Origin of the sequence: Ralstonia pickettii, from assembly GCF_030582395.1 — a bacterium.
In the GTDB taxonomy this organism is placed as follows: Bacteria; Pseudomonadota; Gammaproteobacteria; order Burkholderiales; family Burkholderiaceae; genus Ralstonia; species Ralstonia pickettii_D.
Genome location: NZ_CP104381.1, coordinates 2,339,934 through 2,360,560, shown reverse-complemented (window position 1 = coordinate 2,360,560; position 20,627 = coordinate 2,339,934). Strand labels below are relative to the sequence as shown.

At 64.4% G+C, this 20,627-nt stretch carries 20 protein-coding genes; 15 read left to right on the top strand and 5 right to left on the bottom strand.

Annotated elements, in window-relative coordinates; genetic code table 11:
* Positions 1-8 precede the first annotated feature (8 nt).
* On the bottom strand, positions 9-638 hold the full coding sequence (locus N5B55_RS11430; protein ID WP_154206677.1) for an OmpA family protein: 630 nt from the start codon (positions 636-638) through the stop codon (positions 9-11).
* Between the two features lie 204 nt (positions 639-842).
* Between N5B55_RS11430 and apbC the strand changes: the two genes are divergently transcribed.
* The 15 genes from apbC (at position 843) to N5B55_RS11355 (ending at position 16,721) form a co-directional block, all read left to right on the top strand.
* Positions 843-1,931: an iron-sulfur cluster carrier protein ApbC gene (gene apbC / locus N5B55_RS11425; RefSeq protein ID WP_304539787.1), complete on the top strand. Its 1,089-nt coding sequence runs from the start codon at positions 843-845 to the stop codon at positions 1,929-1,931.
* Between the two features lie 4 nt (positions 1,932-1,935).
* On the top strand, positions 1,936-2,463 hold the full coding sequence (locus tag N5B55_RS11420) for a DUF3305 domain-containing protein (protein WP_012762563.1): 528 nt from the start codon (positions 1,936-1,938) through the stop codon (positions 2,461-2,463).
* 11 nt (positions 2,464-2,474) lie between these two features.
* Positions 2,475-3,035 carry a DUF3306 domain-containing protein gene (locus tag N5B55_RS11415; protein WP_304538231.1) on the top strand — a complete coding sequence of 187 codons (561 nt, stop codon included), beginning with the start codon at positions 2,475-2,477 and terminating at the stop codon, positions 3,033-3,035.
* A gap of 82 nt (positions 3,036-3,117) precedes the next feature.
* Positions 3,118-5,277, top strand: coding sequence for a 4Fe-4S binding protein (locus tag N5B55_RS11410; protein WP_304538230.1), 2,160 nt, complete (start codon positions 3,118-3,120; stop codon positions 5,275-5,277).
* Positions 5,278-5,308: 31 nt separating this feature from the next.
* Positions 5,309-5,980 carry a TorD/DmsD family molecular chaperone gene (locus N5B55_RS11405; protein WP_304538229.1) on the top strand — a complete coding sequence of 224 codons (672 nt, stop codon included), beginning with the start codon at positions 5,309-5,311 and terminating at the stop codon, positions 5,978-5,980.
* A gap of 235 nt (positions 5,981-6,215) precedes the next feature.
* Positions 6,216-6,467 (top strand): twin-arginine translocation signal domain-containing protein, encoded by a 252-nt coding sequence (locus N5B55_RS11400; RefSeq protein ID WP_065859915.1) that lies wholly within the window; start codon positions 6,216-6,218, stop codon positions 6,465-6,467.
* 67 nt (positions 6,468-6,534) lie between these two features.
* Positions 6,535-9,540 carry a molybdopterin-dependent oxidoreductase gene (locus N5B55_RS11395; RefSeq protein WP_178960520.1) on the top strand — a complete coding sequence of 1,002 codons (3,006 nt, stop codon included), beginning with the start codon at positions 6,535-6,537 and terminating at the stop codon, positions 9,538-9,540.
* Between the two features lie 16 nt (positions 9,541-9,556).
* Positions 9,557-10,225 (top strand): formate dehydrogenase FDH3 subunit beta, encoded by a 669-nt coding sequence (gene fdh3B / locus N5B55_RS11390; protein WP_065859913.1) that lies wholly within the window; start codon positions 9,557-9,559, stop codon positions 10,223-10,225.
* Positions 10,222-10,467 carry a hypothetical protein gene (locus tag N5B55_RS11385; protein WP_178960518.1) on the top strand — a complete coding sequence of 82 codons (246 nt, stop codon included), beginning with the start codon at positions 10,222-10,224 and terminating at the stop codon, positions 10,465-10,467. Before fdh3B ends, N5B55_RS11385 begins: the two co-directional genes overlap by 4 nt.
* Before the next feature lie 23 nt (positions 10,468-10,490).
* Positions 10,491-11,654, top strand: a complete 1,164-nt coding sequence (locus N5B55_RS11380) for a formate dehydrogenase subunit gamma (RefSeq protein ID WP_304538228.1) — start codon at positions 10,491-10,493, stop codon at positions 11,652-11,654.
* A gap of 35 nt (positions 11,655-11,689) precedes the next feature.
* A complete protein-coding gene (locus tag N5B55_RS11375) occupies positions 11,690-12,007 on the top strand; it encodes a hypothetical protein (protein WP_304539786.1) in 318 nt (105 codons plus the stop codon).
* An 82-nt stretch (positions 12,008-12,089) separates the two neighbouring features.
* Positions 12,090-12,641: a superoxide dismutase family protein gene (locus N5B55_RS11370; protein ID WP_037028249.1), complete on the top strand. Its 552-nt coding sequence runs from the start codon at positions 12,090-12,092 to the stop codon at positions 12,639-12,641.
* 90 nt (positions 12,642-12,731) lie between these two features.
* The gene (locus N5B55_RS11365; protein WP_304538227.1) at positions 12,732-13,607 is read left to right on the top strand and encodes a formate dehydrogenase accessory sulfurtransferase FdhD; all 876 of its coding nucleotides are present in this window, start codon (positions 12,732-12,734) and stop codon (positions 13,605-13,607) included.
* A gap of 194 nt (positions 13,608-13,801) precedes the next feature.
* Positions 13,802-14,368 (top strand): dCTP deaminase, encoded by a 567-nt coding sequence (dcd, locus tag N5B55_RS11360; protein ID WP_012762552.1) that lies wholly within the window; start codon positions 13,802-13,804, stop codon positions 14,366-14,368.
* Between the two features lie 73 nt (positions 14,369-14,441).
* Entirely contained in the window at positions 14,442-16,721 is a 2,280-nt protein-coding gene (locus tag N5B55_RS11355) for an arginine/lysine/ornithine decarboxylase (protein WP_065859909.1), read from the top strand.
* A 122-nt stretch (positions 16,722-16,843) separates the two neighbouring features.
* On the opposite strand, the gene N5B55_RS11350 is transcribed toward N5B55_RS11355, so the two are convergent.
* The 4 genes from N5B55_RS11350 to N5B55_RS11335 form a co-directional block, all read right to left on the bottom strand.
* Entirely contained in the window at positions 16,844-17,572 is a 729-nt protein-coding gene (locus N5B55_RS11350; RefSeq protein WP_304538226.1) for a DNA alkylation repair protein, read from the bottom strand.
* A gap of 162 nt (positions 17,573-17,734) precedes the next feature.
* Complete coding sequence (gene argH / locus N5B55_RS11345; protein WP_154206667.1) at positions 17,735-19,150, bottom strand: argininosuccinate lyase; 1,416 nt, start codon at positions 19,148-19,150, stop codon at positions 17,735-17,737.
* Positions 19,151-19,253: 103 nt separating this feature from the next.
* The gene (locus N5B55_RS11340) at positions 19,254-19,973 is read right to left on the bottom strand and encodes an anti-sigma factor (protein WP_065859906.1); all 720 of its coding nucleotides are present in this window, start codon (positions 19,971-19,973) and stop codon (positions 19,254-19,256) included.
* Entirely contained in the window at positions 19,973-20,620 is a 648-nt protein-coding gene (locus N5B55_RS11335) for an RNA polymerase sigma factor (RefSeq protein WP_065859905.1), read from the bottom strand. Before N5B55_RS11335 ends, N5B55_RS11340 begins: the two co-directional genes overlap by 1 nt.
* Positions 20,621-20,627 lie beyond the last annotated feature (7 nt).

Below are 20,627 nucleotides of genomic sequence, written 5' to 3'. Positions count from 1 at the left end.
TGACCGGGTTACCCCTGAATTGGTTTCAAATAAATTTCGACGCGGCGATTTTGGGCGCGGCCAGCCTCGGTGGCGTTGTCGGCAACGGGCTGATTCTGGCCCCGGCCTTCGCTGGACAGGCGATTGCGGGCCACGCCGCGGTCCGTCAGGTAGCTCGCCACGCTTTGCGCGCGCTTTTGCGACAGCGTCATGTTGTAGTTCGGGTTGCCGGTGCTGTCGGTGTGGCCGACCACATTGGCGGCCAGTTCCGGATGTTGCGTGAGCGTTTGTGCCACGCTATCCAGCGGGCCACGGAACGACGGCTTGATCACAGCGCTGTCGGTGTCGAACGAGACCTGGCTCGGAATGTTCAGCTTGAGCGAGCCGTCTGGCTGCTCCGAAATTTGCGTGCCGGTGCCGGCTGTATCGCCAGCCAGCTTGGACTTGATGGCGCCCCAGTTGTAACCGACGGCTGCACCGGTTGCCGCGCCCAGAGCACCACCAATCGCGGCGCCCTTGCCATTGCCGACCAGCGCCCCAATGCCAGCGCCCACGGCGGCGCCAACACCGGTGCCCATGGCGGTCTGGTTCTGCTGCTCGGTCGCGCAGCCGGCGGCCAGCAGGGCGATCAGCGAGACGGAAATAAGCTTGGCTTTCATGGTTTCTCCTACGGATAACGGGATCGGTTCTTGTGGGTTTGCCGATATCCGGCGCATCAGAGGGATATTGGGGGGAATCGAACGAACGATGCGCCGGCAAAATACAATAGCAAAACAGTACATAGAGTGGCCAGGGCGCCGCAAAGTTCATGCCGCGTCACCGTTGGCCCGTCCCCCATTCGCATTAGATTTCTGGAGCAAATGTTGAGCGTAACCATCGAACAGATCACCGAAGCCCTGCGCGGCGTGGTGGATCCCAATACCGGGCGCGACCTTGTGTCGTCCAAATCGGCGCGCAACATCCGGGTCGATGGCGGCGAGGTGGCGCTCGACGTGGAACTCGGCTACCCCGCCAAGAGCCAGTTCGAACCGATCCGCAAGCTGGTGATCGGGGCACTGCGCCAGGTGCAGGGTGTCGAAAATGTGAGCGTGCAGGTGTCGATGAAGATCGTCGCGCACGCCGTGCAGCGCGGCGTGCATCTGATGCCGAACGTGAAGAACATCATCGCCGTGGCGTCGGGCAAGGGCGGCGTGGGCAAGTCGACCACCGCCGTGAATCTGGCGCTGGCGCTGTCGGCGGAAGGGGCGAATGTCGGCATTCTTGACGCCGATATCTACGGCCCGAGCCAGCCGATGATGCTGGGCATCCAGGGCCAGCCGGAGTCGGCCGACGGCAAGACGATGGAACCGATGGAGGGCCATGGCCTGCAGGCCAACTCAATCGGTTTCCTGATCGAGCAGGACAACCCGATGGTCTGGCGCGGTCCGATGGTGACCTCGGCGCTCGAGCAACTGCTCAAGCAGACGAACTGGCGCGATCTGGATTACCTCATCGTCGACATGCCGCCGGGCACGGGCGACATCCAGCTCACGCTATCGCAGAAGGTGCCCGTGACGGGCGCGGTGATCGTCACCACGCCGCAGGACATCGCGCTGCTCGACGCCAAGAAGGGCCTGAAGATGTTCGAAAAGGTGGGAATTCCCATCATCGGCGTGGTCGAGAACATGGCGGTCTACTGCTGTCCGAACTGCGGCCACACCGAACACATCTTCGGCGCCGGCGGTGGCGAGAAGATGTGCGAACAATACGGCGTGCCGTTCCTCGGTAGCCTGCCGCTGAACTTGTCCATCCGTGAGCAGGCCGATTCGGGCCGCCCGACTGTGGTGGCCGACCCCGACGGCGCCATTGCCGGCGTCTACAAGCAGATCGCACGCCACGTCGCCATTGCCGTGGCCGAAAAGGCGAAGGACATGACGAGCAAGTTCCCGTCCATCGTCGTGCAGAACACCTGACGCCATGGAAACCACGTCGCCGCTGCCTGCTGATCGCCCCTCTGTGCGGGTGGCGGTGGTGTTGTGCCGCCGCCCCACGGCCAACCGTTGGCAGCCGTTCCAATGGCGGCTGGAGGCGGTCGTTCCCGACCTTGGCGAATACGGCACGGCGCCGCGCTGCCTGGACCGTGCCGAAGATGGGTCCGGCGAAGAGCGCTGGCTCACGCCCGGCTTTTCCGTCACGTTGTTTCGCGACGAGGCCGAGGGTTATTACTTGAACGTGACCTCAGCCGCGCCCTGCTGGTTTGTACTGTGGCGTCTGGGTGAGGCTGGCACAGCGGACGAAGGCCGCGCGATTCCGCATACGGTTTCGCTCAGTTACAACGAGGCTGGCCGCTGGCTGGACGGTGGCGAGACGGTTGAAAACGTGCCGTTGGACGCCGCGGCGCTGGAGTGGCTGCAGGCGTACGTGGCAGAAAACTACCGGCCGGAGCCGAAGAAGCGGCGCCGGCCGGAATCGTTCCTGCCGCCGGAAGACCGTGCGAAGTTTTGAGTGAAGCTGCCGTGAGCGACGAAACTTTCCTCTCGCGCTGGTCGCGCCGCAAGGCCGCCGACCGGCGGGGCGCGCCCGAACCAGAAGCGGCCCCGCCCGCTGATCCGGCGCCCGCCGTCGTGCCCAATGTGTCGACGATCGAGCCCACGCCCGAGGCGCCGCCTCCGCTCACGCTGGAAGATGCCGCCAAGCTGACGCCGTCCGATGACTTCGCGCCGTTCGTCGCGCGCGGGGTGGACGAGACCGTCAAGCGCGCCGCGCTCAAGAAGCTTTTCGCCGATCCGCACTTCAATGTGATGGACGGTCTCGATACGTACATCGACGACTATTCGCAGCCCGATCCGATCCCGCCCGAGATGTTGCGAGAGCTGCGTCATACGGCGGAATTGCGGCTGTTCGAGCCACTGGATGAGGAGTTGGCTGCGCCGACCGGAACCGCGCCGGTACCGGACGCTTCGCCCGCTGTGACCGGCGAGACGCCGCCTGAACCTGCCGATGGCGAGTCGCCCGCCGTTGAAGACACCGCCCAGGCAACCCCGCATGGCAGCGCTAAGCCACCGTCCGTAGAATAAAGAAAGAGTACCGCGCGGCAACGACCGTGCGGCCATGTCCCCATAGCCTGCGCCACGCACGCAGGCGCTCACGCTCAGATCCATGCCGACGCTGCTCTGCAGTTGCAATCACACCATGCCGCTCGATGCCGATGCGGTGGGCGACGCCCTGCGCGCGTCTGAAGCCGCCATCGATGCGCCCGGCAAGACGCACCACCTGCTTTGCCGCCGCGAGATCGGCGCATTCACTCAGGCGCTGGATGGCGCGGAGGATGTCATTGTCGCGTGCACGCAGGAAAAGGCACTGTTTGCAGAAATGGCCGCCCAGCATGAGGGCGTGACCGCGCCGATCCGCTTTGTCAACGTGCGCGAAACGGGAGGGTGGTCGGCGGGGGCCAAGCGCGATGCGCGCGGCTTGCAGGCCAAGACAGCGGCCCTGTTGGCCGTGGCAGGGTTGCCTGCGCCGGACCCGGTGCCGGTGGTCGACTACCGTTCCGACGGGAACGTGCTGATTGTTGGCGCTGCCGAGCGTGTGATGCCGTGGGCAGAGCGACTGGCCGACCAACTGAGCGTGACGGTGCTCGTCACCGGACGCGACCGCGTCAGCGGTCCGCTCGTACCGCCGATGGAACGCCGCTGGCCCGTCCATGCGGGCGAGTTGGTGGAAATGAAGGGCTGGCTCGGCGCGTTCGAGGTGCAGTGGCGCAACCGCAATCCGATCGACCTGGACCGCTGCACGCGCTGCAACGCCTGCATCGATGTTTGCCCCGAAGGCGCCATCGACGCGCTCTATCAGATCGACTTGGATGCATGCCGCGACCATCGCGCATGCGTCAAGGCGTGCGGCGAAGCAATGGCCATCGATTTCAGCCGGGTGAATGCACCGCAGGCGCTGTCGGGCCACTTCGACCTGATCTTCGATTTGAACGATGCACCGGCGTTTGCGCAGCACCAGCCGCCGCAGGGCTATTTCCACGCCGGTGCAGACGCCGGCCGCCAATTGACGGCATCGCTGGCCCTGCTGCAAATGGTGGGCGAGTTCGAGAAACCGAAGTTCTTCCAATACAAGGAATCGATCTGCGCACACGGGCGTAATGGCCAGGTCGGTTGCGACGCCTGTGTGCAGGTGTGTTCTGCGTCGGCCATCGCGTCGCAGTGGAAGGACGGCCGCGGTAGCGTGCAGGTCACGCCGAATCTGTGCGTGGGCTGCGGGGCCTGTACGACGGCGTGCCCGACCGGCGCCATCACGTATGCGTATCCCAGCGCGCCGTACCAGGGGCGCAAGCTGAAGACGTTGCTGAGCACGTATGCATCGGCGGGTGGGCGCGATGCCGTGGTGCTGCTGCATAACGGTGAGCGCGGCCGCACGCTGATCGAGCAACTGGGCCGTGCCGCGCGCATCGGCAAAGCGCAGGGCGTGCCGGTGAATGTGCTGCCGGTGGAAGTCTTCCACGCAGCATCGACGGGGTTGGACCTGTGGTTTGCCGCTCTGGCTTATGGGGCCGCGCGCATCGCCATTCTCCTGACCGAAGACGATGCACCGCAGTACCGTGCGATGCTCGCCGAGCAGGTCGCCGTGGCGCAGGCCGTGCTGCAGGGGCTTGGCGAACCTCCGGATGCGGCTGGCGTGGTGTTGATCGACGTGGCGGATCCCGCTGCGCTCGACGCGCGCCTCAGTCGTGCTGATGTTTCGGGCCCCCTGCGCGGCTTTCGCCGTGACATGCCGGCCGCCACCTTCGCGGTGGCCGCTGCCAAGCGCGAGACGCTGGATTTCGCGCTCGACCATCTCGCGCGCCACGCCAAGGCCACCGAGGCCGTCATTCCGCTCCCGGCGGGGGCACCGTTTGGCGCCATCACCGTGAACCGCGAAAGCTGCACGCTGTGCATGGCCTGCGTGGGTGCGTGCCCCTCGCAAGCGCTGCGCGATCAGTCCGAGCGCCCCGTGCTGGCGATGATCGAGCGCAACTGCGTCCAATGCGGCCTGTGCGAAACGACGTGCCCTGAAAACGCCATTGCGCTCGTGCCGCGCCTGAACCTGTCGGCCGACGCCCGGCAGCCGATGACGCTTAATCAGGCGCAGCCGTTCCACTGCATCCGCTGCAACAAGGCGTTCGGCACCGCGCAGATGGTCACCACGATGCTGGCCAAGCTGGGCGCGCATCCGGCGTTCTCGGGCGCCGCTGCCGAGCGCCTCAAGATGTGCAGCGACTGCCGGGTGATCGACATGATGCAGAACGGCGAACGCCCCGGCGCCCCGCACTGAAAACCGCGCATTGAAGCCGATCTCTGATCCCATGAACGACGCCCAGCCCCTGCAATTCCATCCCGCCGCGACGCCCGCCGACAGCGCGGAGGATCTCGCCCGTGCTGACCTTTACGGCCTCCTGGCTACGCTGTTCTTCCAGGCGGCGGACGCCGATTTGCTGCAGCGCATCGCCGCCGCGGCGCTCGACCCGATAGGCGATGACGGTACCGCCTCGGCCGATGCTGAAGCGGCAGTCAGCAGCGCGCTCACCCAGGCGTGGCGGCGGCTTGTCGCCCGCGCCGGCAAGACGACCGCCGCGCAGGCTGACGAGGAATACACCGACCTGTTCATCGGCGTCGGCAAACCGGAGGTGTTCTTGTACGGCTCGTACTACCAGGCCGGTTTCCTGAACGAAAAGCCGCTCGTCGTGCTGCGGGATGATCTGCGCCGCTTCGGTCTGGAGCGCGCCGAGGGCGTTACGGAAACGGAAGACCATCTCGCCACGCTGTGCGAGGTGATGCGTTACCTCATCGCCGGGGACGACGTTGCGCTTGCGCGCATCGAAGAGCAGCGCGGGTTTTTTCAGCGTCATCTGGCCCCTTGGGTCGATACGGCTTGCGATGCTGTATTGCAGCATCCGCGCGCTGCGTTCTATGCCGATGTGGCTGCATTGGCGAAAGCGTTTTTCGACGTGGAGCGGCTCGCCCTTGAGTTGGCATGACAGCCGTCGCCTCGGCTGCCTAAAAATTAAGCGGGCTCCGAAGAGCCACGCCGGGCCAGCGTCACCGAGGAGCGGTTCAAATCCGACTCATTGAAAAAATTCATCGGTAATTCGTCAGGAAAATCCCTCGGGAAGGGGATTTGGGCATGGTTTTCCCATGCCGTTACTCCTAAAATGTGTTCGAAAATTCCTATTACATTCGGTCATCGGTTTGATTGAGCCGGGGAGCATCGAAATGCCAAGCCCGAACACCGTCCCTCACGCGCGCCCAGAAGCGGATTCCGCTGATGCAGCACCCACTCGCCGCCGCTTCCTGATGGGCGCGGCGGTGGCAGCCGCGGCTGCAGGCACTGCCGCCACAGCCGGCCATCTGGTGCAAGCGCCCACCGCTCCGGCCACACCCGCAACCGACGCCGCGGATGACGGCGCCACCGGCTACCGCCTGAGCGAACACATCCGCAAGTACTACAAGACGACGTGGATCTGACGCGGCCGCATGCGCGCCGCTTCCGCTTCATCGTCACTGCACGCACCCCACATCCTCAGGTGACCTCATGCTTCTGACCCGCAAACCGGCGGTACAGGACACCAAAGCCGCTTCGACCCGGCGTTCAAATGGCCAGGGCGCTTCGTCGCTGGCCGGCAGTCTGGCGCGCAGCCTGGCCGGCGCATTGCCGACCATGGACCGCCGCACGTTCCTCAAGCGCTCCGGCATCGGCGTCGGGGCAGGGCTGGCCGCAACGCAGCTTTCGCTGGTAAAGAAATCGGTGGTGGGCGAGGCCCAGGCCGCCGAAGGCAAGGGCGATATCGTCGTGCGTCGCACGGTGTGCTCGCACTGCTCGGTCGGGTGCTCGGTGGATGCCGTCGTGCAGAACGGCGTGTGGGTGCGCCAGGAGCCGGTGTTCGATTCGCCGATCAACCTCGGTGCGCATTGCGCCAAGGGCGCCGCCCTGCGTGAGCATGGTCACGGCGAATACCGCCTGAAGACGCCAATGAAACTGGTCGACGGCCGCTACCAGCGCATCAGCTGGGAACAGGCGCTCAATGAGATCGTCGCCAAGATGCAGACCATCCGCAAGGAGACCGGGCCGGATTCGTTCTTCTTCGTGGGGTCGTCCAAGCACAGTAACGAGCAGTCGTATCTGCTGCGCAAGTGGGTGTCGTTCTTCGGCACCAACAACTGTGATCACCAGGCGCGCATCTGTCATAGCACCACCGTCGCCGGCGTGGCCAACACGTGGGGCTACGGTGCGATGACCAACTCGTACAACGACATGCAGAACGCCAAGTGTGCGTTGTACATCGGCTCGAACGCGGCGGAGGCACATCCGGTGTCGATGCTGCATCTGCTGCACGCCAAGGAAACGGGCTGCAAGGTCATCGTGGTCGATCCGCGCTACACGCGCACGGCGGCCAAGTCGGATGAATACGTGCGCATCCGCTCCGGCACCGATATCGCGTTCCTGTTCGGCGTGCTGTATCACATCTTCAAGAACGGTTGGGAAGACAAGCAGTACATCCACGACCGCGTCTACGGCATGGACAAGGTGCGCGACGAAGTGCTCGCCAAGTGGACGCCGGACAAGGTCGAAGAGGTGTGCGGCGTGCCGGAAGCACAGGTCCACAAGGTCGCCGAGATGATGGCGATGAACCGCCCGAGCACGCTGGTGTGGTGCATGGGCCAGACGCAGCACACCATCGGCAACGCCATCGTGCGCGCCTCGTGCATCGTGCAATTGGCCTTGGGCAATATCGGCAAGTCGGGCGGTGGCGCCAACATCTTCCGCGGCCACGACAATGTGCAGGGTGCCACCGACGTGGGCCCGAACCCCGATTCGTTGCCTGGCTACTACGGCCTGGCTGCCGGGGCGTGGAAACACTTCGCCAACGTATGGGGCGTGGATTACGAGTGGATCAAGGGACGCTTTGCCTCGCAGGCGATGATGGAAAAGTCGGGCACCACCGTCTCGCGCTGGGCCGATGCGGTGCTTGAAAAGAACGACCTGATCGATCAGGACAACAACGTCCGCGCCGTTTTCTACTGGGGTCACGCGCCCAACTCGCAAACGCGCGGGATGGACATGAAGCGCGCGCTCGACAAGCTCGACCTGCTGGTCGTGATCGATCCATACCCGTCGGCTACGGCGGCCATGGCCAACATGCCCGCCGCCGACGGCACGCCGCCCAATCCGAACCGCGCCGTCTACCTGTTGCCGGCGGCCACGCAGTTCGAAACGTCCGGCTCGTGCACCGCGTCGAACCGCTCGCTGCAATGGCGCGAAAAGGTCATCGATCCGCTGTTCGAATCGCAGCCCGATCACGTGATCATGCAGGCGTTTGCCGATCGCCTCGGCTTCGGCAAGGAGCTGTCGAAGAACTGCAAGATCACCGAATACAAGCGTGCCGGCATGACATGGCGCGAGCCCGAGATCGAATCGATCCTGCGCGAGATCAATCGCGGCAACTGGACGATCGGCTATACGGGCCAATCGCCGGAACGCCTGAAGGCCCACATGCGCAACATGCACCTGTTTGATGTGCGCACATTGCGCTGCAAGGGGGGCAAGGATGCCGAAACCGGCTACGACCTGACCGGCGACTACTTCGGCCTGCCGTGGCCGTGCTACGGCACGCCGGAACTCAAGCACCCCGGCTCGCCGAACCTGTACGACACCAGCAAGCACGTGATGGAAGGCGGCGGTAACTTCCGCGCCAACTTTGGGGTGGAGCGCGACGGCGTCAACCTGCTGGCCGAAGATGGCTCGTTCTCGCTGGGCTCGGAGTTGACCACCGGCTACCCCGAGTTCGACCACGTCTTCCTCAAGAAACTCGGCTGGTGGGATGACCTGACCGATGCCGAGAAGAAGGCCGCCGAAGGCAAGAACTGGAAGACCGATCTGTCCGGCGGCATCCAGCGCGTGGCGATGAAGCATGGTTGCCATCCGTTCGGCAACGCCAAGGCGCGCGCCATCGTGTGGAACTTCCCCGACGGCATTCCGCAGCACCGCGAGCCCCTGTATTCGACGCGGCCGGACATGGTGGCCAAGTACCCCACGCACGACGACAAGAAGGCTTTCTGGCGCCTGCCCACGCTGTACAAGACGGTGCAGCAGCGCAATATCGAGAACAAGGTCTACGAGAAATTCCCGATCATTCTCACCTCCGGCCGCCTTGTCGAATACGAGGGCGGCGGCGAGGAGACGCGCTCCAACCCGTGGCTTGCCGAGCTGCAGCAGGAGAACTTTGTCGAGATCAACCCGAAGGCTGCAGCCGACCGGGGCATCCGACACAACGATTTCGTCTGGGTCAAGACGCCGACCGGCGCCCAGATCAAGGTGCGTGCGCTGGTGACGGAGCGCGTGGGGGTAGACCACGCCTTCATCCCGTTTCACTTTTCCGGCTGGTGGCAGGGCAAGGACCTGCTCGAGTACTACCCGGAGGGCGCCCACCCGATCGTGCGTGGCGAGGCCATCAACACGGCCACGACCTACGGCTACGACTCGGTGACGATGATGCAGGAAACGAAAACGACGGTCTGCCAGATCGAGCGGTTCGCATAAGGACGGGGAGATCAACATGGCACGCATGAAATTCATCTGTGACAGCGAGCGCTGCATCGAATGCAACGCCTGCGCCACGGCCTGCAAGAACGAACACGAAGTGCCCTGGGGCGTGAACCGGCGCCGCGTGGTCACCATCAACGACGGCATGATCGGCGCGGAGAAGTCCATCTCCGTGGCGTGCATGCATTGCTCCGATGCGCCGTGCATGGCGGTCTGCCCTGTTGATTGTTTTTACCGCACCGAAGATGGCGTGGTGCTGCACGACAAGGACGTTTGCATCGGCTGCGGCTACTGCTCGTATGCATGCCCGTTCGGTGCGCCCCAGTTTCCGAGCCAAGGGACGTTTGGCGTGCGCGGCAAGATGGACAAATGCACGTTCTGCGCAGGCGGCCCCGAGAAGAACGGTAGCGAGGAAGAATTCGAGAAGTACGGTCGCAACCGCCTGGCCGAAGGGAAGCTTCCGCTGTGCGCGGAGATGTGCTCGACGAAGGCGCTGCTCGGCGGCGATGGCGATGTGATTTCCGACATCCTGCGCAACCGTGTCATGAAACGCGGGAAGGGAGCGGAGTTGTTCGGATGGGGCACGGCCTACGGCGGCGCGCAGGGCAAGGGCGCTCAGGCGGCGCCGGCAACCCCTGCCGCACCTGCCGCACCGGCTTCGGCGCCGGGAGCGCAATCATGATCGCCCCCGCACGATCGACCAGCCTGGTGATCGCCCTTGGTGCTTTGCTGTTGCTCGGTGCCTGCGGCGAGCGCCCGCAAACCGCGTTCGCTTCGCATCGCAAGGACGATGCGCCAGCCTACAAGGGTGCGGAAGGTGATCCGTTCATGGCCAAGAACTGGACCCCCGGCGACCGCACGAGCTGGCAGAACCAGATCCGAGCACGCGGCCAATACCAGAACGAGTACAACAAGACGCCATGACGCGCGCAAGCGGAGGTTCGTCCATGGGCACTTCCTGGAAACATCTTGTGATGGCCGTGGTGCTGGGCAGCGCATCAGCGTTGGCGAGCGCGCAGCAGCCGGCCAGTGCGCCCGCTGCCAACACCGCCCCGGTCAATCCGGCCGTACAACCGGCCCAGCCGTTCTCCAACATCGTCTCGGAGAATGTGTTTGATCTGCAGAAGCGCGATCTTGCCAAAGAGGCGCACGATCAGGCTGGTCGCCGCACCGCGCAACCCGGCAACAACGCGCCGGTCTGGCGCGAAGTGAATTCCGATCAGGCGCACTACGCAAGCATTCCCGGGTTGGAGGCCGGCGTGCTGATCCAGCGTACGGGACAGAAGTGGCGGCTGTTCCGCAATGGCGTGATCACCGTGTGGGGCGGTTGGCTGATGGTGCTCGTTCCGTCGGTGATCCTCGGTTTCTTCCTTTGGCGCGGCATGATCCCCCTGAAGGAAGCGCCGACCGGCCGCAAGATCGAGCGCTTTACCCCCACCGAGCGCTACGTGCACTGGACAATGGCCATCTCGTTCGTCACGCTGGGTGTGTCGGGCATCGTCATGCTGTGGGGCAAGCATTTTCTGCTGCCGATCCTCGGTCACCAGTTGTTCGGCTGGCTGACCTACCTGCTCAAGAACCTGCACAACCTGGTGGGGCCGCTTTTCACGGTCAGCATCATCGTGGCCTTCGTGATGTGGGTGCGAGATAACCTGCCGCGCCAGGGCGACTTGAAATGGCTGTTGAGCCTGGGCGGCATGTTTGCCGGCGAACACGGCGGCGAAGTGCCGTCGCACCGCTTCAACGCCGGCGAGAAACTCTGGTTCTGGGGCGGCCTGGTCGTCTTCGGGCTGATCCTGTCTGCCTCGGGCTGGACGCTCGATCGCATCGTCCCCGGTGTGGATTACTACCGCAGCACGATGCAGCTGGCCGAAGTCATTCACGCGATCGCGGCGGTGGGCATGATGTGCATGTCGCTGGGCCACATCTACATGGGCACCATCGGCATGGAAGGCGCATACCGGGCCATGCGCGACGGCTATGTCGACGAGGCCTGGGCCAAGGAGCACCACGAGCTCTGGTACGACGACGTCAAGGCCGGCAAGATTCCCGCGCAACGCTCCCAACCGCCTGTGCCGCCGTCGCCCACCGAGCAGCCGGCCAAATCATGACGCCATCGACTGCCACCGATCCAAGGAACCTCACCATGCATGCACCCGCGCTGACTCGCGCCGCAGGTATGGCATTTGCTGCCGCCATGCTGAGCCTGACAACCGGACACGCCGGCGCCAAGCTGCCGGCGCCGACGGAAGAACAGAAAGCCCAGGCAGACGTGGCGAAAGCCAAGGCAGCCTGGGGCGACAAGGTGGCCGCGTTCCAGACGTGCAAGGCCCAGGACAAGGTGGCGGCGTTCTACCAGGCCGGCGGTAAGGCTGCACATACGCAGCCGGGCGCAGCGTGCGTGGACCCGGGGCCGTTTGTGGCGCCGGCCCCGCAAGCGCCGGGGCCGGCGGCCAAAGGATGAGTCGTTCTTGCCAATGTTGCTTGTTCATCATCCGGCAGTACAATCGTCCGCTCCCCGAGTGAACCCTGACTGGAGGTGACACATGAAGCAACTCGTGATTGCAGTCGCCGCGATCGGCCTGATGGCCGGCTGCGCATCGAACTCAGCTTCGACCGCCAAGGCGGCGAATGCCGGTGACGGCGCCATGACGGCCTCGGCCGTGCTGGCGCCCAAGAGCGGCAGCACCGTGCAAGGCAGCGTGAAGCTTGCACAGCAAGGCGACAATCGGGTTGCCATGGCCGTAGACATTTCCGGCCTGCCGGCCAACGGCATGTTCGGCTTCCATGTGCATGAAAAGGGCGATTGCTCGTCGCCGGATGGCAATAGTGCCGGCGGCCACTTCAACCCGACCGGCCAGCAGCACGGTGATCCGCGTCAAGGTGCGCATCATGCTGGCGACATTCCGATGCTGCAATCCGATGCCAACGGCAAGGCCGTCGGTTCGATCGTTCTTTCCGGTGTGACGCTGTCGCCCGGCCCCACCAGCCTGGTCGGCCACGCGTTGATCGTCCACGCAGGCAAAGACGACTACATGACCCAACCGACCGGCAATTCCGGCGGGCGCGTCGCCTGCGGCGTGATCGTGGCGAACTGATCGCCTGCACGAGGTACCTGCCCTGGAGCAGGTACCAGCCGCACCATGCGCACGCTTGCCGTGCGCATTTTTATTTGAACGAAGACATAGATGCCGCTGCGCCCAGAACTGACCAATGCTTCCGTTCCACTGCTCGACGAGGTTGAAGTGTTCGACGAGCTGGGCCGCGCTCGCCATGTCTATATCCCCGGTGAGCGCCCCCTCACCGTCTACCTCGACAAGCGCGAACTGGTGACGCTGATGACGCTGGGCGGCGCCCCCGAAGCGCTAGTGCTGGGCTATCTGCGTAACCAGCGCCTGGTCGGCAGCATCGAAGACATCGCCTCCATCCAGGTCGACTGGGAAACCGAATCCGCAGCCGTCACCACGCGCGCCGGCATTGCCGACCTGGACGAGAAGACCGCCCGCCGCACCGTGACCACCGGCTGCGGGCAGGGCACCGTGTTCGGCTCGCTGATGGACGAGATCGACGCCATCCATCTACCGCCTGACGCCCGCATGACGCAGACCACGCTGTACCGTGTGGTCGACACCATCCGCCTGCAGCAGTCGATCTACAAGCAAGCGGGATCGGTGCATGGCTGCGCGTTGTTCGACGCGCACGGCCAACTGCTGCATTTCATCGAAGACGTGGGCCGCCACAATGCCGTGGATGCCATCGCCGGCCGCATGTGGCTGGAGGGCATGGACGGCGGCGACAAGATCTTCTACACCACGGGCCGTCTTACCTCCGAGATGGTCATCAAGGGCGCGCAGATGGGCATTCCGTTCCTGCTGTCGCGCTCGGGTGTTACGCAGATGGGCCACCAGATGGCGCAGCGGGTCAATCTGACGCTGTTTGCGCGGTGCACCGGGCGCCACTTTCTGCTCTACACGGGACGCGACCGGTTTATGGCGGAGCCGGAGATGGCCGGCTCTGTCGGGCCGCGCGGAGAACTGCCCCAGGCGGCGGAATCCGGGGGCTGATCTGCCCTGGGGGTTCGATAAGGCCGGCGCAAGCCGTCGGCCGAGACGGGGTTTTCCGTCACAGGTTTGGGAGTACAATCCGCGTTCCAAACCGGCCCCAGCCGCGGGCCCGGCCGCTGGCGTGACCAAATGGGGACAGTTTTCGCATCGCGAAGGCTGCCCCCATTTGTTCATCCAAGGTATCTGGACGCTCCATGAGCATCAAATCCGACAAGTGGATCCGCCGCATGGCCGAGCAGCACGGCATGATCGAGCCGTTCGAGCCCGGCCAGGTGCGCGAATCCGAAGGGCGCCGCATCGTGTCCTACGGCACGTCGAGCTACGGCTACGACATCCGCTGCGCCGACGAATTCAAGATCTTCACCAACATCAACAGCACCATCGTCGATCCGAAGAACTTCGACGAGAAGTCGTTTGTCGACTTCAAGGGCGATGTGTGCATCATTCCGCCGAACTCGTTCGCGCTGGCCCGCACGATGGAGTACTTCCGCATCCCGCGCACCGTGCTGACCGTGTGTCTGGGCAAGAGCACGTATGCGCGCTGCGGGATCATCGTCAACGTCACGCCGTTCGAGCCCGAGTGGGAAGGCTACGTGACGCTGGAGTTCTCCAACACCACGCCGCTGCCTGCCAAGATCTACGCCGGCGAAGGCTGCGCGCAGGTGCTGTTCTTCGAGAGCGACGAGGAATGCGAAACCTCGTACAAGGACCGTGGCGGCAAGTATCAGGGCCAGCACGGTGTGACGTTGCCCAAGACCTAGTGTTTGCAGTCCGTTTCCGCGCGTTCAGGCGTATCCGGAGCGGTGCCTTTAGCTTCATCCATAAGGAACCACGATGAAATTCCGTTTTCCCGTCATCATCATTGACGAGGACTTCCGCTCCGAGAACATCTCCGGGTCGGGCATTCGCGCGCTGGCCGAGGCCATCGAAACCGAAGGGATGGAGGTCATCGGCCTCACCAGCTATGGTGACCTGACCTCGTTTGCGCAGCAGTCGAGCCGCGCGTCCACCTTCATCGTCTCGATCGATGACGACGAGTTCATCAATCCCGACAACGAGAAGCCGGAACCGGAGGCGGTCGAAAACCTGCGCGCCTTCGTAGCCGAAGTGCGCCGCCGCAACGCCGACATCCCCATTTTCCTGTACGGCGAAACGCGCACCTCGCGGCACCTGCCGAACGACGTGCTGCGCGAGCTGCACGGATTCATCCACATGTTCGAGGACACGCCCGAGTTCGTGGCCCGACACATCATCCGTGAAGCGCGCAATTACCTGGATTCGCTGCCGCCGCCGTTCTTCAAGGCGCTGATCGACTACGCGCAGGACAGCTCGTATTCGTGGCATTGCCCGGGGCATTCGGGCGGCGTGGCGTTCCTGAAGAGCCCGGTGGGACAGGTGTTCCACCAGTTCTTCGGCGAGAACATGCTGCGCGCCGACGTCTGTAACGCGGTGGAAGAACTCGGCCAATTGCTGGACCATACGGGCCCGGTGGCCGCTTCTGAGCGCAACGCTGCGCGCATCTTCGGTTCGGACCACATGTTCTTCGTGACCAACGGCACGTCGACGTCGAACAAGATGGTGTGGCACGCCAACGTGGCGCCCGGCGACATCGTGGTCGTCGACCGCAACTGCCACAAGTCGAATCTGCACGCGATCATGATGACGGGCGCGATTCCCGTGTTCCTGATGCCGACGCGCAACCACTTCGGCATCATCGGCCCGATCCCGAAGAGCGAGTTCGAGCCGGAAACGATCGCCAAGAAGATCGCCGACCATCCATTTGCCAGCAAAGCCAAGAACAAGAAGCCGCGCATTCTGACCATCACCCAGGGTACGTACGACGGCGTGCTGTACAACGCCGAGATGATCAAGAACATGCTGTCGACCGAAATCGACACGCTGCACTTTGACGAAGCCTGGCTGCCGCACGCGTCGTTCCACCCGTTCTACGAGAACATGCACGCGATCGGCCACGGCCGTCCGCGCAGCAAGGACGCGCTGGTCTACGCCACGCAGAGCACGCACAAGCTGCTGGCGGGTCTGTCGCAGGCCTCGCAGATCCTCGTGCAGGATTCCGAGACGCGCAAGCTCGATACGTATCGCTTCAACGAGGCGTATCTGATGCACACGTCGACGAGTCCGCAGTACTCGATCATTGCCTCCTGCGACGTCGCCGCGGCGATGATGGAAGCGCCGGGCGGCACCGCGCTGGTGGAAGAGAGCATTGCCGAAGCGCTGGACTTCCGCCGCGCCATGCGCAAGGTCGAGCACGAATACCTGGGCACGAATGGCGGCAACGGCCGCGGCGACGACTGGTGGTTCAAGGTCTGGGGCCCCAACGACCTGTCGGACGAAGGCATCGAAGAACGCGAAGCGTGGATGCTGAAGGCCAACGAGCGCTGGCATGGCTTCGGCAACCTGGCCGAAGACTTCAACCTGCTCGATCCGATCAAGGCCACGATCATCACCCCGGGCCTGGATGTGGACGGCAAGTTCAGCGATTCCGGCATCCCGGCCGCCATCGTCACGCGGTACCTGGCCGAGCACGGCATCATCGTCGAGAAGACCGGTCTGTACTCGTTCTTCATCATGTTCACCATCGGCATCACCAAGGGCCGCTGGAATTCGCTCGTGACGGAGCTGCAGCAGTTCAAGGACGATTACGACAACAACCAGCCGCTGTGGCGCGTATTGCCTGAATTCGTGCGCCAGTACCCGCAATACGAGCGCATCGGCCTGCGTGAACTGTGCGACAGCATCCACAGCGTGTATCAGGCCAACGACGTGGCCCGCGTGACGACCGAGATGTATTTGTCGGACATGGAGCCGGCGATGATCCCGTCGGACGCCTGGGCCAAGATGGCGCACCGCGAGACCGAGCGCGTCGCGATCGACGATCTGGAAGGCCGCATCACCGGCATCCTGCTGACGCCGTATCCGCCGGGCATTCCGCTGCTGATTCCGGGCGAGCGCTTCAACAAGACGATCGTGCAGTACCTGCAGTTCGCACGCGAGTTCAACAAGCTGTTCCCGGGCTTCGAGACCGACATCCACGGGCTGGTCGAGGAAGAGGTCGATGGCAGGATGGAGTACTTTGTCGACTGCGTGCGCTGAGGTTCAGTCGTACCAAGGAACAAGCCGCGCGAGAGTATCGCGCGGTTTTTTTTGTTTGGCGCTTCCGCGATGCGTTCGGCTGGATGAAGTCTTATCGGCCGCTGCAAGGCGAAAAATGTGGGCTATCGGTTCGCCCGAAGGCGTTGCAGCCGCTGTTGCTGCGATGGTTCCAGCGCTCGGGTGGCTTCTCTGAAAGTCAAAGCGGACATCTCGCCAGCTTGCCGCTCCACGAAGCCGATCGTTCGCAATGGCGTCTTTTTGCAGGTCGAGCGCAGTATCCATCCGATGGCCTTTCGGATGAAGAACTCCTGCTCCTGCAGCATCGGAACGGCCCGCCGTTCGAAATGCTCGAAGTCACCTTGGCCGGCTGCCAGCGGATCATGAGAGGCTAACAGCGCGCTGCGTCGCACCCAGAAATTCGTATGTGCGGACCACTCGTCCAGGTCGGACTCCACCGCCGGCACCCGGGTGGCCAGCGCGCCAACCACTTTGATCGCGAGCCAGTCGACATGGGCCCAAGTGGTACTGCGATTGACCAGGCTTTTCAGCCATCCGAGGTCCGATTGGCGCAGCAGCTCGCTCCGAAGTTCGAGCACCGCGATGCCCACCGATCGCAGCTCATGGGTGTGCGTATTCCAGAGCGCGTCGACCAGCCCCTTGAGGTCGTCCACAGTAAGGGCAGGGTGGGCGGCAACAAAAGTGCGGGCCACACGTCGCACAGCCGGCACGGAAGCACCGATGAATCGGAGGTCGCTCTTCAGGTACCGCTTTTCTTTTTCCGCCCTCTCGGCAGTAGCGTCCCCGGCAAGGGACTCGGCCAGTTGGGCGACAAGAGTTGTCTGGTCGTTCAAGGATGGCCCTCTTGTGCGCGTTGGCTTGCAGGATAGCCGTCCTTCGCAAATATCGGCAATTCGCCCGACGCCGCCCGCGCTCCAAAGCGCCCGTGTGCGTCACAAACGAAAAACGCCGCGCTGGTCAACACAGCACGGCGTTTTGTCTGTTGGTGCGGCCGATTACTCAGCCAGCGCCGCCCGAGCAAACGCAATGGCCTGCTTCACCTGCTCCGGCGCCGTCCCTCCGATGTGGTTACGCGAAGCGACCGAGCCTTCAAGCGTCAGCACAGCGTGCACATCGTCGCCGATCAGGTCGGACTTGTCGCCCAGGCCGCAGATGTCACGCAGCTGCGCGACGGACAGATCCGCCAGGTCGCAGCGCAGGTCGTCGCACGCGCGCACGGCGTGGGCCACGGCTTCATGTGCATCGCGGAAGGGCAGGCCGCGCTTGACCAGGTAGTCGGCCAGATCGGTGGCGGTCGCATAGCCCTGCAGCGCGGCGGCACGCATCGCGTCGGCCTTGACGGTGATGCCCGGCACCATGTCGGCAAAGATGCGCAGCGTGTCGACTACCGTATCCACGGTGTCGAACAGCGGTTCCTTGTCTTCCTGGTTGTCCTTGTTGTAGGCCAACGGCTGGCCCTTCATCAGCGTGAGCAGGCCGATCAGGTGGCCGTTGACGCGGCCGGTCTTGCCGCGCGCCAGTTCCGGCACGTCAGGGTTCTTCTTCTGCGGCATGATCGAGCTGCCGGTGCAGAAGCGGTCAGCAATGTCGATAAAGCCGACGCGCGGGCTCATCCACAGCACCAGCTCTTCAGAGAAGCGCGAGATGTGCGTCATGACGAGTGCCGCAGCGGCGCAGAATTCGATGGCGAAGTCGCGGTCGGACACGGCGTCCAGCGAGTTGCGGCACACGCCGTCAAAGCCGAGTTGCTGTGCAACGAACTCGCGGTCGATCGGGTAGCTCGTGCCAGCCAGCGCGGCGGCGCCCAGCGGCAGGCGGTTGACGCGCTTGCGGGCATCGAGCATGCGCTCGGTGTCGCGCGTGAACATCTCGACGTAGGCCAGCAGGTGGTGGCCGAACACCACCGGTTGCGCGACCTGCAGGTGCGTGAAGCCCGGGACGATGGTGTTGGTGTGTTGCTCCGCCAAGTCCAGCAGCGCGCTGCGCAGGGCCTTGAGCAGACCGACGATGTTGTCGATCTCGCTGCGCAGCCACAGGCGGATGTCGGTTGCGACCTGGTCGTTGCGCGAGCGGCCCGTGTGCAGGCGCTTGCCGGCGTCGCCCGCCATGGCGGTCAGGCGCGCTTCGATGTTCAGGTGCACGTCTTCCAGATCCAGCTTCCACTCGAACGTGCCGGCTTCGATCTCCTGGCGGATCTGTGCCATGCCTTTTTCGATGGCAGCGCGGTCGGCTTCGGCGATGATGCCCTGCTTGGCGAGCATGGCGGCGTGCGCCAGCGAGCCCTGGATGTCGAACAGTGCGAGGCGCTTGTCGAAGAACACCGACGCGGTATAGCGCTTGACGAGATCGGACACCGGCTCGTTAAAGCGGGCGGACCACGCTTCGGCCTTCTTGGCGAGTTGGGAGGTCATGGGCGGACAGCTGGAGGAGCGCGGCCGACGAAGCGCCAGCCGCAAATTCAGGAAACCGCGATTATATCGCCCGACAGGCCTTCCGGCCCCCGCGCCAGGGTGCCTACAGCGTGCTGTCGATCAGCGCGCCCTTGAAGACCACCGGCCCGGTCGGCCCCTCCGGATTGGGCGAGCCGCCACGCGGCTCTACGCTGATGGCAAGCGCCGGCACCTGCCGCAACGGCTGCGCTACCGTCAGCCGCACGGCGCGCTGGTGCCCGATCACGCCAAGTGACTGTGGATGCCCACCGGGCGGCAGCGCCCAGAGCTGCAAGGCCTGTTCGGTATTGAGCGGCGTGGCATCCAGCCGCTTGAGCGACAAGGTGCCCGTGCGCGCATCCCAGGTGACGAGGACGGCCGCCTGGGCCTGCGCGTCCTGCAGCACGGCCACGGCGTTGGCGACAGGCGCCTCGCGCAATTGCTGCGCCAAACGCAGGTTCAGCCCGATCGCCACCGCCGCGACCACCGCCGCGACCGCCGTGGCGCTGCGCCAGAAGCCCGCGCCTTGCCAAAGCCGTTGCCAGAGCGCCCCCCGCTCCGGCGCGGACTCGCGCCAGCCGAGTTGCACTTCGATGCGGCGGAGAATGTCCGGCCGCGGCACCGTCGCCGGTTGAAGCGAGGGCAGGTCGGCCAGATAGCGCTGCCAGCGTTCCACCGTCGCGCGTGTGGCGGCATCGTGGCGAATGATCTGCTCGAAACGGCGGCGTGCCCCGGCGCGCAGCGTTCCGACCGCGTATTCAGCGGCCAGCTTGTCGACAAGTTGGGGGTGGCGGCGCGGGTCCATTACGGTGCTCCAAGGCATTCGCGCAGGCGGTCGAGGCCGCGTCGCATCCAAGATTTGACCGTGCCCAGCGGCAGAGAGAGCGCCTGCGCCAGCTCGCTGTGCGACAGGTCACGCAGATAGGCGAGCGACACGACCTGGCGCTGTTTCGGGTCCAGGCGCTTGAGGCATTCGGCCAGCGCGCGGGCTTGCTGACCGGCGAGCGCGATGTCCGCAGGGCCAGGAGCGTGGTCGGCCAGGACATCGGCGTAGGTGTCGTCCAGCGGCACGGATTCCTGTACGCGCTCGGCATGCTGCCGGCGCAGGCAATCGAGTGCACGGTTGCGCACGATGGTGGTCATCCACGTCATGGGGGCGGCCAGATGCGGACGGTAATCGCCGGCATGGCGCCAGATGTTGACGAAACTTTCTTGCAAGACGTCCTCGGCCCAGTCCTTCCTGACCAAGATACGCAGCGCGAGCCCAAACAGTTTCGGTGCGCAGCGCGTGTATAGCGCGCGCAGGGCGTCGCGGTCGCCCAGGCTGGTGCGTTGCAGCAATGCCGCCAGCTCTTCCGCGTCAGCGCTCGGGGGGCGCGCCGACGCGGACGTTGCTGGCGGGTTGGCAGGTTGCTCGGCGGGGTCTTCGGCGGAGCGCTGATAGGTGAGCACGTGGGCA

Bases quoted from the DNA above. Each gene is read 5' to 3' on its own strand.
- N5B55_RS11355 (WP_065859909.1), top strand. From the start codon at position 14,442: ATGAAATTCCGTTTTCCCGTCATCATCATTGACGAGGACTTCCGCTCC.
- N5B55_RS11365 (WP_304538227.1), top strand. From the start codon at position 12,732: ATGCCGCTGCGCCCAGAACTGACCAATGCTTCCGTTCCACTGCTCGAC.
- N5B55_RS11430 (WP_154206677.1), bottom strand. From the start codon at position 638: ATGAAAGCCAAGCTTATTTCCGTCTCGCTGATCGCCCTGCTGGCCGCC.
- N5B55_RS11420 (WP_012762563.1), top strand. From the start codon at position 1,936: ATGGAAACCACGTCGCCGCTGCCTGCTGATCGCCCCTCTGTGCGGGTG.
- N5B55_RS11400 (WP_065859915.1), top strand. From the start codon at position 6,216: ATGCCAAGCCCGAACACCGTCCCTCACGCGCGCCCAGAAGCGGATTCC.
- dcd (WP_012762552.1), top strand. From the start codon at position 13,802: ATGAGCATCAAATCCGACAAGTGGATCCGCCGCATGGCCGAGCAGCAC.
- N5B55_RS11410 (WP_304538230.1), top strand. From the start codon at position 3,118: ATGCCGACGCTGCTCTGCAGTTGCAATCACACCATGCCGCTCGATGCC.
- N5B55_RS11385 (WP_178960518.1), top strand. From the start codon at position 10,222: ATGATCGCCCCCGCACGATCGACCAGCCTGGTGATCGCCCTTGGTGCT.
- N5B55_RS11370 (WP_037028249.1), top strand. From the start codon at position 12,090: ATGAAGCAACTCGTGATTGCAGTCGCCGCGATCGGCCTGATGGCCGGC.
- N5B55_RS11395 (WP_178960520.1), top strand. From the start codon at position 6,535: ATGCTTCTGACCCGCAAACCGGCGGTACAGGACACCAAAGCCGCTTCG.
- fdh3B (WP_065859913.1), top strand. From the start codon at position 9,557: ATGGCACGCATGAAATTCATCTGTGACAGCGAGCGCTGCATCGAATGC.
- N5B55_RS11340 (WP_065859906.1), bottom strand. From the start codon at position 19,973: ATGGACCCGCGCCGCCACCCCCAACTTGTCGACAAGCTGGCCGCTGAA.
- N5B55_RS11405 (WP_304538229.1), top strand. From the start codon at position 5,309: ATGAACGACGCCCAGCCCCTGCAATTCCATCCCGCCGCGACGCCCGCC.
- N5B55_RS11380 (WP_304538228.1), top strand. From the start codon at position 10,491: ATGGGCACTTCCTGGAAACATCTTGTGATGGCCGTGGTGCTGGGCAGC.
- N5B55_RS11375 (WP_304539786.1), top strand. From the start codon at position 11,690: ATGCATGCACCCGCGCTGACTCGCGCCGCAGGTATGGCATTTGCTGCC.
- argH (WP_154206667.1), bottom strand. From the start codon at position 19,150: ATGACCTCCCAACTCGCCAAGAAGGCCGAAGCGTGGTCCGCCCGCTTT.